Genomic DNA, 15,187 nt, shown 5'->3' on the forward strand with positions numbered 1-15,187 from the left:
CTCACATCAGACTAGCGTGTCGATTATTAGGTTCTGCGACACGGCTTATTTCGTTTCGCTTTTACGCGACGGTGAAGGTGGTGCGCTTCAAGTGTTCGCGACGGCTGGAATGGCCGATAAGCACTTCGAATTCGCCCGGTTCGACGATTCGGTTAGCTTCCGAATCGACGATGGTGCAATCGGAAACCGGAATGTCGAAGGCAACGGTCTTACTTTTGCCTGGTTCGAGTTCCACGCGCTGGAATGCTTTGAGTTCACGATCAGTCCAGCTGTAGGAGGTCACGATGTCGCCGATGTAGAGCTGCACTACTTCCGTGCCCTTGCGATCGCCAGTATTGGTGAGGGTGATTTCGGCATGCACGGTGTCGGTTTCGGCGAATATGCCGGATTCCGGAACGTTGGTGATGGTCGGATCTCCGTATTCGAACGTGGTGTAGCTCAGACCCTCGCCGAATGCGAATGCCGGATTCTGCGTGAGGTCGGCGTAACGGTTGCCGTGCTGGCCTCGAATCTGGTTGTAGTAGACCGGCAGCTGTCCTGCGTGACGCGGGAAGGTGATCGGCAGGCGTCCGCTCGGTTCGGTTTCGCCGAGAATGATTTCGGCGATGGCCTGGCCGCCCTTCATGCCCGGGCTTGGAGCCCACAGCAGAGCCGAAGTACCTTCGGCTGGAGTTTCGTCAACAATCACGCCGTTGGTGCCGATCACGGATGCCGGCAGCACTTGCGGCTTGGAGCTGACGAGCACCACCACGAACGGCTTGCCGGTTTCGCGAGCCACGTTCGACAGTGCATCGATCAGTGCATTCTGTCCGCCGAGCAGTTCAAGCGTGGCGGTGGAGCAGCCTTCGCCAATGGCCTGGATCACATCGCCCACCACGGCCACGATCAGGTCGCTTTTGCGTGCGTTTTCCACGGCTTCGTCAAGCAGTGCGCGATCAATCTTGGCGGAAACACCGATCTTCGGGCGAGGCTGTCCATCCGGATAGAACTCGCCTTCCGGATCGGGCACCAAATCCACGATGTTGGCACCGCGAGAGTACACGACCTCGCAACCTTCCGGAGCGAGCTGCTTGAAACCATCAAGCACGGTGGTGATCATTTCACGCGGGTGGCCGTCAGGCATCCAGTTGATCTGGCCGGAGCTGCCTGCCCAGTCGCCCAGCTGGGTCTGGGCGTCATCGGCGAGCGGACCAACGACCGCGATACGCTTCGCACCGGCCACGTTGAACGGCAGTGAACCGTCGTTCTTCAGCAATGCCACGGCTTCGCGAGCCACTTCAAGGTTGAGCTGCTGATGCTCTTCGGAACCGATCACTGCATCGATACGCTTCTGGTCGGGCAAGCGTGGATCTTCGAACAGTCCAAGACGGAACTTCAGTGCGAGAATACGAGCCACGGCGGCATCGATCAACGATTCGTCAAGCAGACCGGTCTTCACTGCTTCGATCGCACCCTCGTAGAACTTTGGCGTGGTCATCACCAAGTCGTTGCCGGACTTGACCGCATCGGCAGCAGCCTGCACATAGTCAGGCTTGACCTTCTGCTCCCACACGGAACGGCCGACGTTGTCCCAGTCGGTGATGAGCGTGCCCTGATAGTTCCAAGCGCCACGCAGTTTGTCGGAAAGCAGCCACTTGTTGAAGGTGACCGGCACACCTTCGATGGATTCGTAGCCGAGCATGAAGGTGCCACAGCCTTCCTTGGCTACGCGTTCGAATGGCGGCAGGAACCAGGATTCCAGCTTGCGGTGGCTCAGGTCGGCTTCGGAAGCGTCACGCCCTCCCTGTGTTTCGGAATAGCCTGCGAAATGCTTGGCGCATGCGAGGATCGCGTCTTTGGCGAGCGGCTCGCCCGCCTTGGATCCACCTTGATAGCCCTTGACAATGGACGATGCCATTTCGCCAATCAGGTACGGATCTTCGCCAAAGGTTTCGCCCACGCGGCCCCAACGGGTGTCTCGCGCGATGCACAGCACCGGGGAGAACGTCCAATGCACGCCGGTGGCTGACACTTCCTCGGCGGTGGCACGGCCCGCGGCCTGTACCTTTTCGGAATCCCACGTGGTTGCCATGCCTAGCTGTTCCGGGAAAATGGTGGCTCCCGGCCAGAAGGAATAGCCGTGGATGCAGTCGTCGCCGATCACCAGCGGAATGCCGAGACGGGTTTTGGCGTTCACCGTTTCCACGGCTTTCGGCAGATCGGACGGCGAGGTGTGCAGAATGGAACCAACATGCTTGTTGACGATCAGATCGTCCAAATCGCCGCTTCGCGCGTCAAGCTGCATCATCTGTCCGACTTTTTCCTCAAGGGTCATTCGACCAAGCAGATCGGCGATGCGTTCCTCAGTAGGAAGTTCCGGATTCCTATAGGGCAGATTTACAGTATTTTCAGTGGTTTCGGTCATGGATTGCTCACTTTCCTCATTGAAGCGATTTTCTTTAATTACCAATTGGTAGTTTAGTATATCATATGCACATCCGCAACTCGACATAACCCTGTCAACGCAAAAGGCGATAGACCATCAGACCCTCGCCTTTTCGCACGCGCATGCAATGCTAATCTCAACAAGTATTCAAAATCAACGATATGCATCCCACAACGGGGATGGAAACAGCATGTTTTCCATCTGAGCCCACTCTTTGCATAAATCAACTTCAGGCTCGCGCAACCACCATAATTGCACACCATCCATGATTTCCATGGCCTTACGCACCACCGGTCGCATGCTCGACTTCCATGAACCCAATTGCGGAGGAATCAGCCAAGGATATTGCGAATAGTTCTCCCAAATATCGTCCATACGAGCAGTGAATTCATCATGCAACGGATGTTCAGGATTCAACGATTCCGCAGAAAGCACGGTAAACAACTGCGCCATCATGCGGCGGCGTGAGTTGTGTTTCACCAGGTAGCGCAGATACGCGGGAAAATGCGGCGCAGACGGGTCGCTGCCCGGCATGCCCGAAGAGAAGAAGTCCTCCGGCGTGCCGGTCTGCCCGTAATATTCGTCATATACCAGCGCCAGCATTTTGTCTTTGTTGTCGACGTATCGCAGCACGCCTTGTTTGGAAATGCCGACCCTGTCGGCCACGTCCTGGATGGAAATGCCATTGAACCCACGCTCACTGATCAGCTGAACCGCAGCATCCAGCACTTCCTCACGCCGCTCCTGCGGTGATTTTCGGATACGTTTCGAAGTCTCTTCCTCTGCCATGATTCCGAGTCTAATGCACCTTGCGTCGATTGCCGTTGATTGACTGCCTATGGCACGTCATCGTGAGAGGTATCTGCCAGAATCCATCCATGACGCCATACGCGAGTCAGATCCCACGCCTCAAGATTGCCGCCGTTGCGAGGATCCCGCGGTGGTTTCCCTTCGCCACTGCCCGGTTTCGCGGAGCGCGCAAGCTGGTAGCTCCAATAGATCTGCCCCGCCGACATGTCCCATGCCGCGCGTTGCAATCGTGACACTTGGCGGTATGCAGCCGATCGGTTTTGGCTGTGTAGGGCCCACTGATTCTCCACGCACCACTCGCCCACCAGCACGGGAATACGACGGGCCGCCGAACGGATGGCGATGCTACTCGCGCCCACCAGCATCCGGTACAGCCATGGCAGTCGTCGCGATCGCAGGTACAGCCGGCGTGCCGGTCCCGAAAACAGCGGATCCTCCATCGCGATGAGATACTGATGGGTGTCGAGCATGACGTTGTGCATGCCAGCACGACGAAACCAACCGCCCCAGCGGAGTAGTCGGAAACCGTCATGGAATACGATCACGGTTTCCGGACGTAGCACGGCGCGCAACCGGGCGTAAGCGTCGCGGTAGAAGCGCTTCAGAAACCGCAGTGAGACATGCGTGCTACCGGAAGCCTCATGAGAGTCTTTCGCCGTGTTCGACGTGCTATGGAACACTGACCAGCTCACTGGTTCGTTGAGTACTTCGATGCTGTGCAGGGCCGGTTCGTCGCGGTATCGGCGAGCCAATCGCTCCAGCACGTTCAGCGTGTACTCCACCAAGTCCGTATTCTGCGCCCATTTGCACACACCCGTCAGACCACCGTTGTCGAAACCGTTCTGCGATTCGGGAACGGTATGCAGGTCAATCATAATCTTCAATCCCGTCTCCCGCGCCCAACGGAACGCGCGGTCGAGGTACGTAATGCAGCCCGGATGCCCGGGCCAGTCGCCGAAGATGAAATACGGTATGGGAATGCGTACGAGGTTGATTCCGTGACCGACGATAATACGGAAATCCTCCAGGGTGATGTAGGTTTCACGGTGCCGGCGCAGTTCCTCGGCTAGATTCCGTTCGGACCAGAGGGATACGTGCGTGCGGTGCATCCAGATTTCATCGTCTTCGGCGCTGCGGGTAAACGGTTCCGGATCCATCCATTTCTCTAGCACCAGCCAGTTGCCGAGGTTCACGCCGTCGATTCGCTCGTCGATGCCTAGCACCATGCGTCTCACCGCCCTTACGTTCGGGGGTTGCCCGACTTTTCGTTTCCGCCCATCACAACCCATGGCAAAACCCATTCGGCCCAATGGGCCAAGGAACCGCGCGTCATTCGCAACGTTCCTTGGTTCATTGTATGCGCCCCGCGAGCGGCCACGCGGCCGCTCGGAATCGGATCACGGCCGGATCAGGGTCGTTGAATGATCGTGGTGGCCGACCGGGCGGGATCAGTCGACGGGCTTCGTCTCGTCCGCCTCGTAGTCGAAGAAGTCGAAGTCGGCAGTCTTCTCGTGCAGAGCGGCGTCGGTGACGGCGATGCCGACCATGGTGCCGGTGAATTCGCCAAGAAAAAAGCCTCTTTCTTGCGGGAAGAAAGAGGCAACCTGCAGCCGGAGAGACAATTACTGCTTATCGCTGAATCGTTACGTGCAAGGCACTCACCGAGGCAGCGGGCAACGTTACCGTCAGCTCGGCGCCGCCGGCGGATTCGTGCACGCTCACGGCACTATCCACATCCACGGCATGAGTGCGCACCAGATCCGAATGTTCCACCGTGTTGCAATCATGCGGATCTTCGGAAGCAAGCGTTTCCATCGAATCAACCTGAGCGCCGCACGGCAAATGCAGCCGCACTTCGGCACCATCGTTCATATGCGCATTGGTGAGATTAATCAGCAGCTGCGTGCCATCCTCATTACGTGACGCAAACGTATACACGGCAGAATCCTCGGAATCGTTACGCGCCACATCAAGTGCGGTCATGCCACGATGCGCCTTATACATCATGAACACATCGTAGTTAGGCGTAAGGATGGTCCGATCGCCTTCAGTCAAGATCAGTGAGTTAAGCACATTGATGGTCTGCGCGTTACACGCCATGGTCACCTTGTCGCAATTACGCTGCAGCAGATCCAACGTAAGCGCGGTGGTGATGGCGTCACGCATGGTCACCTGCTGCTTGAGCGCAGGGCGTGCGAAGAATGCGGTCTTGTGCCAATTGCCCCATTCTCCGATGATTAGATCGACATGCGCGAGCTTGGAATCCATAGCCACCTCCGGCTCATGAATAAGCGCCAGGCCGTCATTCATCAAACGCCACTGATCACGCAGAATATCTTCAAGTTCGAGGCATCCCTCAATCACCGCATTCCAGCCGTCTTCATCGAACCGGGTGGGAGTGTCGGCATCGTTGTCCACATTCCAATTGTAGAAGTGCAGATCATAGCCGTCGATATTCGGCTGACGATATTCGGCAAGACCACGGAAGAAATCCTGGGTCCACTGCACGCGTTCGCGCGGCTTGTTGCCGTCGGGACCACTCGCAATAGCATACATTGGGGTCGGCGCGAACACATCGGTGGTGAAGCTCGGCATGGCGGATGCGAACCTGCGGTATTCATTGAGGTAGGTCCGCGGAGTCATGGTACCGCCGCCAGCCCACACTTCGTTGCCGATCCCCCAATATTTCACCCCGTAAGGTGCCTTATGGCCGTTAGCCTCACGTTCCTTGGCAAGATCAGTAGGCTGCACACGATTGCAGTACTCCATCCAATCCTTCATTTCGGCGACCGTGCCGGAAAGCATGTTGATATTGATCCACGGTTCAGCGCCGAGCATTTCACACAAACGCAGGAATTCGTCGGTGCCGAAGCTGTGATCGTCCAGCTCATAGGTGGCGAAATTCTCATTGAAAGTGGTTTTACGTTCGCTTTGCGGGCCCACACCGTCACGCCAATGGTAGGTATCCGCATAGCATCCGCCCGGCCAGCGAATAACCGGCGGCTGCAATGCACGCAAAGCATCCAATGTGGCCTTGCGGTAGCCACGCTCGTTTTCGATCGGGGAATCCTCTCCCACCCATAGACCTTCATCAATGCATTCGCCAAGGAATTCAATGAATTGGCCATGCAGTTTCGGATCGATACGACCAATCGTACTGTTCGGGTCAATGCAGACAACCATGGTTTGCTCCTTTTGCCGTAGTGCTCACATCTGCAACGTTCGTAATTCGTATGGTTCTTGTAGTTATTGTGCCGCACAATATATGCGAAATGGCCGAAGATTCCAGGAGAGATAATGAAAGAATCTCCGGCCAAGTTATTTCGAAAAGCGCCGATGCTACTTCACCTTTTTAATCATCAGAATGAAGATACAGGCGAACGCCACCATAACGATTGCCGCCGGGAACACCAGTCCGTACGAACCGGTAGCCACCACAATGGCGGAGGTGACAATCGGGCCGACCATCTGACCGAGAGTAGTGGCAATGTTCAAAATGCCCAGATCTTTCCCGGCCTCTTCTTCATTCGGCAGAACGTCAACATTGAGCGCCTGATCGACGGAACCGTACATGCCGTAGCCGAAGCCACCGATGGCGGAGAAGAGAATCATGCCCAACGCGTTGTGCATGAGCCATGGCAGAGCATAACCGATGGCGAGCAGCACGCTTGCGGCCACAACCGGAATCTTACGGCGACCGATTTTGTCGGAAATCGGACCTGCGGAAAGCGCGGAAATCAGGGAGACAACCATCAGCACCAAGCTCATGGTGGAAATAGTGGCCGCGGAATCTTCAACACTTTGACCAATGTAGTCCTGCAGAATATACAGCTGGTAGTTGAGAATCATGTAGTAGCTGAACAGCAGCAGGGAACGGCCGATAAATGCCAGCCAGAAGTCGCGAGCGCCTTTGGTCGGCGGACGGAAGCTCATGATAATACCCTTGAAATCAACCTTTTCCTTAGGCATATCCTTGCTGGACTTTTCCTTCGGCCAGAAGACCACGGCAAGCACACCGGAAAGACCCATAGCCACACCGGACACGATGAAGCCCGGGAGCTGCAGGGTGATGAACTGCGCACCAACAATCTGACCAAGAGCAGAACCGAACAACGTACCTGCAGAGATAAATGCGGACATGGTGCCGCGCATATCTTCAGGAATACGGTCAGACAGAGATGCGATGACCGGTGCGATCATCATGTTCAGACCGACCATGGAAATGCAGTAGCTGATGCCAATGCTCACACCGTCCGGCAGAATGCCGATGAGGAACAGCGAAATGCCCGCAACAATGCCGCCCGATGCGATCCATGGCGTACGACGTCCGAAGATCGAGCGCGTACGGTCAGACATGTTGCCAACCACGAGGTTGGAAATCAGCGAGGCCAATGCCGTGGCCGAATTCAGCACGCCGAAAATGGCGTCTTTGCTGTCGGGCGCGATATCAGCCAAACGCTGCGGCAGCAGCACTGCAGCAACGATCTGCAACGCCAGCATCCATGCGAATGAGAACACGAAGAACGCTACGCAGAAACGCGTTTTGTTGATTTTGGAAAGCTCGTTGGCATGTTCCGCAGGCCGTGCGTCAGTCATGCTTGTCTCCTTATCTTTCTTTTTCAAAGTCAGCCCTCTACGTTTTTTGCTGAATCTTCAATGATCATGCAAACAACAGGCAAGAGAGGCGTTGTGCTGAAGTCAACTCTCATCGGCTTCGTCAGTTATCTTATATCTTAAAGATATAAGATAACAAATCGGCGTGTCGAACAACGACCTACTTTCAAGCACAGCAATCAACCGCATAACTGCAAGATCGAAACCACATGAAAACGCATGTGGACAGCGGCAATAGTATTCTTCAAATCAGTATGGAATCACAGGAAAACACATCAGCAAACAGCATCAAGAGCCGTCCAATCAACCAAAGAAAACGACTCTCCCCAGCGCAGCGACGCAAACAAATCACACAAGAAGCGGTAACCCTAATCACACAATACGGGTCATACGGCTTCCCCATGCAAGCATTAGCCGATGCAGTTGGCATGACCCTGCCCGGACTCAACCATTACGTCAAAAACCGAGAAGAATTACTCTCATTGGTCATCGAAACGTTCTACGACTCCGAAGAAGGCAATGCCCACACGACATTGGGCGCAGCCATCAGCCACTGCGACCAAACAGATTCAGCAACCAAAGAACGCCGACATCTGCCCGGCGCATTGCACGAAACCGTGAGCTTCAACGCCAAACGTCCCGAACTTGTCGCACTGTTCATGCGCCTCGCCATCGAAGCGTCCGATCCAAAACACCCAGCCCACGAGTTCTACCAGAACAGACACAATTCGATTTTGACCGACATGACCAGCGTGGACTGGGAACTACCGGAAGAATACCGCGATCCAGAACGCCTGCATGACCTCATCGTCACCGCGTTCTTTGCCATGGACGGCGTGCAAATCCAGTCGTTAACCAATCCCAACGAATCCATGATGCAACTATGGGAACGCGCAGAACACATCCTATTCCCCTCCCCCACATGGGACGGCTACCGCTGAACAGAGCGCAAACAAGCAAAGACACCGCAAAAGCAAAAAGGCGTTTGCCTGCGGCGACCGGTAACCGATCACCATAGGCAAACGCCCCGCAACACAACACCGGCTTGCGAAGATGGCATGAAGAGAAGGGAAACCTGCCATCCGGCATTCAACAAACCGTTGTCACAACCAAGCCGACGCGTTACGCACACATTCGCATCAGCCAGGCAGCTCCCGTCAGTCCAGCACAAACGTGTTGAACGAACGCGGAGCAAGCGTCACCTTGATACCGCGATCGGCATTGCAAGGATCGGCAAATTCAAACGGACGCTCCTCTTCGAGAGCGTTCTGGGCCACCACCACAATGGTGCCATCCGGATTACGGAACGCAATAGCCATCGAATTGAAATGACCCGTAGTGCCAAGCACATGCGCACCCGGCTTGACGAAATGCGAGAAATGACGCATCACATAATATTCCGGATTACGGCGAACCTCATGCGTATCCGCAGTAATGGTGAACAGTGAATTCTGCCACCACCCCCACGTAGAATCCTGATCGTCAAGAATCATATTCCAATAAGTGTAAGCAGTCGCACCATTACGCAAATAATGGTTGATCAAGTGGAAAATATACTCCGCATATTCCCACGTATTATCGCCCATACCGCATTCGGATTCAGACTGAATCAACTCGATTTCAGGCCAGGATTCATGCGTACGCGCAATACAGTTCTGGCCGGCCCACTGGTAAGCGATGCCCTTGATGTACTTGCGAGCGCCATCATCGAACAGAATATTGTCGACAAAACGGTTGTAATTATTCAGCTTCATGCCGTAGCCGCCGGTCCACGCCATATCTTCCGGACCATTCAGCGTACCCAGCCAAATATCGGTGTCAAGACCAGCTTCGTCAAAAGCAGGTCCAAGATAATCGCGGATGAACACCTTGAGCGCTTCAGCATCCCACAATGCACTCGGGAACTTCTGATCGGCAAACACCTCATTCTGCACATGCAGCTGATTCACGGTAATGCCATGCTCGGTATAAGCTTGAATGTACTTGACGAAATACTTCGCATATGCCTTAAGATTCTCAGGAGTCTGCACCAAACGACCATAGTTATAAGCCTTCGGACGCTTCATCCATGTCGGCGGGCTCCACGGGCTGGAGAACAGTTGCATGTTCGGCTGCCATTCCTGCGCGCGATGAATATACGGAATCAGCGTCCGCTCATCATGCTCGACGGAGAAATGCTCCATCTCATAATCGCCGTCGGTCTCGTTATAGCTATACCAATGATCGGCGAAATCATTGGCACCGACCGGCGCACGATTGAAGGTGAAGTTCATCTCATCCGGGCTGAACAGTTCCTTGATGATCTGATCACGTTCCTCTTCAGTAACCGTCTGCAGAGGAAGCCAGCCAAGCTCGTTGAAGCAGCCGCCGAAGCCACGCAATGCCTGATATTCATTGCCATCAAGCTGCAGATCGGAAGCGGAAGCGGCATGCGTGGATTCAATTTCGGATGATTTGTCGGCAAGCTTGTTGTCTTGCGTTGTCGCGATCCAAGTAGTCATGGAAAGTCCTTAGTATTGTCGTTGATTCTTTGGATTTATATTTATTCGTTTTTTGAGTTGTTTTTATTTGATTATTGGGATTTAGTTATTGAGATTGAATTATCGGCAACGCAATTTCATTTCAGTAAGTGCAAAAACCGCAGGATGCCGCGATAATCTATTCACGACACGCTCCAGGCCGCTCTAGCCAAGTCTTTACGGTCTTAAACAGATTATCGCGGCATCCTGCTCGTAACGTTATGACGTTACGTTTGCACTGTTATTTAGTTTTGCATTGTTGTTCAGTTTTGGAAAAACTCCCTATTACCTCTCTCCCTCTCCTCTCTCGAAATTGAGGGGAGGGGGTGGGGTTACTTGACCTTCTTGATGGCCATGATGAAGAAGCAGCCGATGATAGCCAAGGCGATGGCGGCCGGGAAGGCGAAGTTGTATCCGAGGCCCACCACGATAGTGGACATGATGACCGGGCCGCACATCTGACCAAGGGTGGTGCCCATGTTCAGAATGCCCAAATCCTTGCCAGCCTCTTCCTTGTTTGGCAGCACATCAACGAGCAGAGCCTGATCGACTGCGGAGTAGACGGCGTAGCCGAGGCCAGCGATGCCTGCGAACAGGTACATGCCCAGAGTGGACGGGATCAGCCACGGCATGGCGATACCGATAGCGAAGAGCACGGAAGCTACGACAACCGGGACCTTACGGCGGCCGATGAGATCAGAAACCGGGCCGGAGATGAAGGAGCCGACCAGAGACATGACCATCATGATCATGGAGACGACGGACACGGTGATAGCGGATTCCTTGACGGACTGACCAATGTAGTTCTGGATGATGTAGAGCTGGTAGACGTTGATCATCTGGTAGCTCATGATCATGCAGAAACGGCCGGCGAAAGCCTTGTAGAAGTCGTGGGCGCCAGCGAACTTCGGCGGACGGAAGGATACGAGGACATCCTTGAAAGAGCCCTCTTCCTTCGGTAGGAAGTCAGCGGACTGTTCCTTCGGCAAAATGATCACGGCGACGATACCGCCGAGGAACATGAGCACGCCTGCAACAGCGAAGCCGACAGTCAGATTCTCGATGAAGAATGCACCAATCATGGTACCGATCGGAGCACCGATGGTGGAGCCTGCACCATAGAAGGCGGACATGGTGCCACGAATGCCAGACGGCACACGGTCAGACAGCACGGCGACCAGCGGGGCGATCATGCAGTTGAGGCCGAACATGCAGGCGCAGTAGAAGATGGTGAGCAGCACCGCGTTGTGCGTGGTGCCGGTCAGGAACAGTGTGACGCCACCAAGCACCGCACCGAAAACGATCCACGGAGTACGACGACCGAACCTGGAGCGGGAACGATCGGAGAAGTTGCCGAACATCAGGTTGGCAACTAGGGATGCCACTGCGGTGAACGCATTGACGATGCCAACGAGAGCATCCGGATCGGCGCCTTCGATGGTCTTGTAGTGCATCGGCAGAAGCACGGCGGAGACGATGCCGAGACCCGACATCCACAACACGCCGAACAGCAGGAAGCCTGCGCCGAAACGGATGGTGTTGGCCCTGCTCAGTGGCTTGCCGGTTTCAGGAGACAGCTGCGGATCCTTGTCTGCAGCTGCGATGTTGGCGTTATACCGCACCAAACGCTCCTCTTTGCTTGCGATTGCTTCACTCATGAAACTCTCTCCTTCGATTCATGTTTCAGTAGTGTTTTCTGTGATATTCCTGTTTTCCGATAGGGCCTCTCTGCCCAGTCAACTAACTACCACTTGGTAACTAGCTGGTTTTCATCGTAGATGCCTTTTCAAAAGAACGCAAGTCAGACGCGAATTTTTCCGACGGCAGCGTTTTTCAAATAGCAATCCACAACGATTCGCCCCATACAGCAACTTCAGTTTTTATTACTTAGTAACTGCTTAGTTAAAGCATATTACAATCTCTTGTATCTGTCATTTTCCGGCGTGTCCCAACGTTTTCAACACACTTCTTCTCCCCTTCTTGTAACTTAGTAAGCACAAGAAAGGAGAACGCATGCGCCGCCGCACCGAAAGCAAACCCAAGAAACGAATGAGCGCAGAAGACCGTAAGAAAGCGATTCTCGAAACCACGGTCTCCTTCATCTCACAATTCGGATTCTGGGGATTTACCATTCGCGATGTGGCACAAGCTCAGAACATAACCGAAGCAGGCCTCCTTTACTACTTCAAATCCAAAGAACAACTCCTTGAAGCAACACTCAAATACGCCGATCGCACTAACCAAATCGCTATTGCAGAGCATCTTGGCGTCGAAGGCGTGACCGGCGAAGTCTTGCAAGACGGTATCGCATACCATTGCGATCTCGGACTCAAGGCCATCTCCACGGGAACCGTGGAAACCAACGCAGGCCGACCCGAAATGGTTCGCCTCTACACCCTGCTCGAAAGCGAGGCCCTAAGCAAAGACCATCCGGTGCACGAGTATTTCAAACAGCGCGAAATCAATCTGCTGAAGGAATACACGTTCGCAGCCAAACGAGATGGCGTCGCCGATCCGGAACGCACCGCGCTGCAGGTGCTATCCGCCATGGAAGGCTTGCAATTGCGGTGGCTCAACGGATCTCACGATATCGATTTCGTTGGAGAATGGAAGGCCCTGATCGGCCTTCTCATTCCCTAAACGTTCTCTTCTCGAGTTCTCTTATCGCAGATTTCAGCCGGCGATCACCGCAACATTCCAGCGGCCGATCGTCAACGGATCACCCTGCTTGACAGCTGCACCTTCCTTCAGCACGACTTCAGCATTTGCAACCTCATCAATGCTGCCGTCGGTGGCGATGACGACCGGAGCGACCACTACTTCACCCGCAATCGGGCTTGCAACAGTAACTTCGTCGGCGGAATAGTTGAGCAGATACGTCACGTTCTCGCCGCGGGCATTCACACCCTGGCGAACCGCGACCTGTCCCGCGAGCGCGGTTCCAGCGCCCTCGACGCCGGCATGCTCCACGGCCTCTCGCATAACCGCACGAATGGAATCGGCGTCAAGCAGTGTGGCGACCCACTCGGCATCGCCCTTGCCGAATGCGTGACGGGTGACTGCGGCGTAATCCTTCCAAGCGTAGTGTCCATAGGATGCGAGCACCTCAGTATCGGCGTCGGCGTTCAACAGTTCGATCAGCGACTGAGCATCGGTGGACGCGGTTTCGGCGAGCACACCTGCGAATTCCACGGAAACGTGGCCGTTCGGGCGGGTGAACTGGTTGTATGTCATGCCGAACACGTCGGTGAGATTGTGCGGAGCGAGGTCGGCCCACACGGTCACTTCGTCATCGGACACGAAGGAACGCATAGTGGAAACCAGGTGGCCGCCATTTTCAACGAACGCACGCAGGCGATCCGTAGTTTCCTGAGATGCGCAGTAGAGCGCCGGAGTCACGATCATCTCGTATTTGGCGAGACGTTCGGCCGGAGCATCGGACGGCACGAAATCGCATTCGACGTTGAGCTCGAACAGCGCGTCGTAGACATTGCGCACCACGTCGTTGTACTTGAGGGTGCCGCCGAACGGGAAGCCAGCTTCGATGAGGAACCAGTCGAGCGCGGTCAGCGACTCGTTGCTGACCATGATGGCCACCTTGTTGTGCTTCTTCAGGTGGACGAGCCGCTCCCCCACTTCCGGCTTGGCGATCTCGCGGCCGAATACGCCGGCCTCGCGGTACGTGGGGTTCGGTTCGAGGTCGTGGCTCAGCAGGCCCTTCCAGTATGTTTCAAAGGAATTGTGGATGGAGTGCCAGTGCCAGTATTCCACCATGTCGGCGCCGGAGGCGAGGTGGGAGTAGGCCTGCAGGCGCAGCTGGCCCGGGAACGGCACCCAGCCGTGCTGGCCCTGGGCCTCCGTTTCGAGCACCAGGTAGTTCCTGCCATCCTTGGTGGAGCGGGTCATGTCGCCGCCGAAGGCGATCTCCTTGCCGGTCAGGTCGTCCTCGGTCGGGTGGTAGATGTCCACGCCGGTGATGTCCACGGCGGTCGAGGCCTTGAAGTGGTCGACCGCCGGCTGCACGCCGTAGGAGTATCCGCGCCATTCGAAATCGAAGTTGTGGGTGATGAACTGGTCGTCATGCGCGTATTCGCGCACGATGTCGGCCTGCCACTGCAGGAAGGCGCGCACCTGATCGCGGCGGAACTTGTCGAATTCGCCGCCCAGGGATTCGTTGATGGCGGCGGTCACGTCCGGGAAGTCCTCCCAGGAGTCGATGCGGTTGGACCAGTAGTCGAGGCCGAAGTGGTGGTTGAGCTCGTTCAGATCGCCGTGGAACTTCTCGCGCAGATACTTGACAAACAGGCGCTGCATGTCCTCGGAGACGGAATCGTAGTATTTCGTCTCGTTGTCCACCTGGTAACCGATGACGGCCGGATGGTCGGCGACGTGGGAGATGAGCTTGCGAATCACGCGTTCGCCGTAGAAGCGGTAGGTGGCGTTGACGATGTCCATGATCTGGCGCGCGCCATACTTGCCCTGTCCGTTCGGCGTGACCGCGAGCACGCTCGGGTCGAGTTTGACGAGCCAGCTGGGCACCGCGTAGGTCGGCGTGCCGACGATGACGTCGATGCCGGCGCGATGAGCGGCGTCGAGCGCGCGGTCCACGTAGGTGAAGTCGAACACGCCCGGCTGCGGTTCGCAGGTGCTCCATGTGGATTCGGCGATGCGGATGACGTTCAGTCCCGCGTCCTTCATCATCCTCATGTCTTCATCGACACGGTCGATGCCTTTCATCATGAGGTATTCGTCGTAATATGCGGCACCGAAAAGAATGTGGTCTGTCTCGTAACGACCCATGGATCCTCCATCGTCCTCG

Annotated in this window: 11 protein-coding genes; 2 read left to right on the plus strand and 9 right to left on the minus strand. The window is 55.4% G+C overall.

Annotated elements, in window-relative coordinates; translation table 11 throughout:
- Window positions 1–61 precede the first annotated feature (61 nt).
- From CE168_RS05185 to CE168_RS05205, 6 genes are all read right to left on the minus strand, one after another.
- Window positions 62–2,404: a glycoside hydrolase family 3 N-terminal domain-containing protein gene (locus CE168_RS05185; RefSeq protein WP_099571403.1), complete on the minus strand. Its 2,343-nt coding sequence runs from the start codon at window positions 2,402–2,404 to the stop codon at window positions 62–64.
- Window positions 2,405–2,578: 174 nt separating this feature from the next.
- Window positions 2,579–3,214, minus strand: coding sequence for a TetR/AcrR family transcriptional regulator (locus CE168_RS05190; protein WP_099571404.1), 636 nt, complete (start codon window positions 3,212–3,214; stop codon window positions 2,579–2,581).
- Between the two features lie 47 nt (window positions 3,215–3,261).
- On the minus strand, window positions 3,262–4,461 hold the full coding sequence (locus CE168_RS05195) for a glycoside hydrolase family 5 protein (protein WP_180753709.1): 1,200 nt from the start codon (window positions 4,459–4,461) through the stop codon (window positions 3,262–3,264).
- Between the two features lie 222 nt (window positions 4,462–4,683).
- Window positions 4,684–4,857: a hypothetical protein gene (locus tag CE168_RS09025; protein ID WP_236824326.1), complete on the minus strand. Its 174-nt coding sequence runs from the start codon at window positions 4,855–4,857 to the stop codon at window positions 4,684–4,686.
- Between the two features lie 7 nt (window positions 4,858–4,864).
- Entirely contained in the window at window positions 4,865–6,418 is a 1,554-nt protein-coding gene (locus CE168_RS05200; protein WP_099571405.1) for an alpha-N-arabinofuranosidase, read from the minus strand.
- Between the two features lie 156 nt (window positions 6,419–6,574).
- Window positions 6,575–7,831, minus strand: a complete 1,257-nt coding sequence (locus tag CE168_RS05205) for an MFS transporter (protein WP_099571406.1) — start codon at window positions 7,829–7,831, stop codon at window positions 6,575–6,577.
- Window positions 7,832–8,058: 227 nt separating this feature from the next.
- Here CE168_RS05205 and CE168_RS05210 point away from each other — a divergent pair, with 227 nt between their 5' ends.
- Complete coding sequence (locus tag CE168_RS05210) at window positions 8,059–8,790, plus strand: TetR/AcrR family transcriptional regulator (protein WP_099571407.1); 732 nt, start codon at window positions 8,059–8,061, stop codon at window positions 8,788–8,790.
- Window positions 8,791–9,006: 216 nt separating this feature from the next.
- Here the strand turns inward: CE168_RS05210 and CE168_RS05215 are convergent, their stop codons facing one another.
- Both CE168_RS05215 and CE168_RS05220 read right to left on the minus strand, forming a co-directional pair.
- Window positions 9,007–10,350: a glycoside hydrolase family 30 protein gene (locus CE168_RS05215; RefSeq protein ID WP_099571408.1), complete on the minus strand. Its 1,344-nt coding sequence runs from the start codon at window positions 10,348–10,350 to the stop codon at window positions 9,007–9,009.
- A 350-nt stretch (window positions 10,351–10,700) separates the two neighbouring features.
- Entirely contained in the window at window positions 10,701–12,026 is a 1,326-nt protein-coding gene (locus tag CE168_RS05220; protein ID WP_099571409.1) for an MFS transporter, read from the minus strand.
- Window positions 12,027–12,381: 355 nt separating this feature from the next.
- Here CE168_RS05220 and CE168_RS05225 point away from each other — a divergent pair, with 355 nt between their 5' ends.
- Window positions 12,382–13,008 carry a TetR/AcrR family transcriptional regulator gene (locus CE168_RS05225; RefSeq protein ID WP_099571410.1) on the plus strand — a complete coding sequence of 209 codons (627 nt, stop codon included), beginning with the start codon at window positions 12,382–12,384 and terminating at the stop codon, window positions 13,006–13,008.
- A gap of 33 nt (window positions 13,009–13,041) precedes the next feature.
- Here the strand turns inward: CE168_RS05225 and CE168_RS05230 are convergent, their stop codons facing one another.
- Complete coding sequence (locus CE168_RS05230) at window positions 13,042–15,168, minus strand: beta-galactosidase (RefSeq protein ID WP_099571411.1); 2,127 nt, start codon at window positions 15,166–15,168, stop codon at window positions 13,042–13,044.
- Window positions 15,169–15,187 lie beyond the last annotated feature (19 nt).

This window comes from Bifidobacterium sp. N5G01, assembly GCF_002742425.1.
GTDB classification, from domain to species: Bacteria; Actinomycetota; Actinomycetes; order Actinomycetales; family Bifidobacteriaceae; genus Bifidobacterium; species Bifidobacterium hominis.

Coding starts and splice junctions, on each gene's coding strand:
- CE168_RS05185 (WP_099571403.1), bottom strand. CDS start 2,404: ATGACCGAAACCACTGAAAATACTGTAAATCTGCCCTATAGGAATCCG.
- CE168_RS05190 (WP_099571404.1), bottom strand. CDS start 3,214: ATGGCAGAGGAAGAGACTTCGAAACGTATCCGAAAATCACCGCAGGAG.
- CE168_RS05195 (WP_180753709.1), bottom strand. CDS start 4,461: ATGGTGCTAGGCATCGACGAGCGAATCGACGGCGTGAACCTCGGCAAC.
- CE168_RS05200 (WP_099571405.1), bottom strand. CDS start 6,418: ATGGTTGTCTGCATTGACCCGAACAGTACGATTGGTCGTATCGATCCG.
- CE168_RS05205 (WP_099571406.1), bottom strand. CDS start 7,831: ATGACTGACGCACGGCCTGCGGAACATGCCAACGAGCTTTCCAAAATC.
- CE168_RS05210 (WP_099571407.1), top strand. CDS start 8,059: ATGAAAACGCATGTGGACAGCGGCAATAGTATTCTTCAAATCAGTATG.
- CE168_RS05215 (WP_099571408.1), bottom strand. CDS start 10,350: ATGACTACTTGGATCGCGACAACGCAAGACAACAAGCTTGCCGACAAA.
- CE168_RS05220 (WP_099571409.1), bottom strand. CDS start 12,026: ATGAGTGAAGCAATCGCAAGCAAAGAGGAGCGTTTGGTGCGGTATAAC.
- CE168_RS05225 (WP_099571410.1), top strand. CDS start 12,382: ATGCGCCGCCGCACCGAAAGCAAACCCAAGAAACGAATGAGCGCAGAA.
- CE168_RS05230 (WP_099571411.1), bottom strand. CDS start 15,168: ATGGGTCGTTACGAGACAGACCACATTCTTTTCGGTGCCGCATATTAC.